This window comes from Vibrio sp. 1978 (genome assembly GCF_033344345.1).
The window spans coordinates 1-570 of record NZ_JAWPOP010000809.1 but is presented as its reverse complement, the minus strand read 5'-3'; the positions used below and the strand labels follow the sequence as shown (position 1 = coordinate 570).

Annotated in this window: 1 protein-coding gene; it reads left to right on the top strand. The window is 44.2% G+C overall.

Features of this window, described 5'->3' with window-relative positions:
* Positions 1 to 54: 54 nt before the first annotated feature.
* On the top strand, positions 55 to 570 hold a 516-nt coding region (locus R8N49_RS29235), incomplete at its 3' end, for a metallophosphoesterase (protein ID WP_318190711.1).

Genomic DNA, 570 nt, shown 5'->3' with positions numbered 1-570 from the left:
GCTATAATGTTTGAAAATGTGCATCAGTAATCCCAATAAGAAAAAGGAAAAAAAATGAATCAGCGTCTGATTATCAAAACCGCTTTGAGTGCCGCTATTTTGGCCTCGCTGGCTGGATGTGCTTCGCAACCTGCTCATGAATGGAATGCAGATACCACTTATAAATTGACTGTCTTACACACCAACGATCACCACGGTCGTTTTTGGCAGAATAAACACGGTGAGTACGGCATGGCCGCGCGCAAGACGTTGATCGATGATCTGCGTGATGAAATTCAAGCAGAAGGAGGCAGCGTGCTGTTACTGTCTGGTGGTGATATTAATACCGGCGTTCCTGAATCCGATTTACAAGACGCTGAGCCAGATTTCAAAGGCATGAGTAAGATTGGCTATGACGCGATGGCGTTAGGCAATCACGAATTTGATAATCCGCTAGACGTGCTATTCAAACAGCAAGATTGGGCTAACTTCCCAATGCTGTCAGCCAACATTTACGACAAAAAAACGGGTAAGCGCTTATTCCAACCTTACGCGATGTTCAATAAGCAAGGCATTAAAATTGCGGTTATT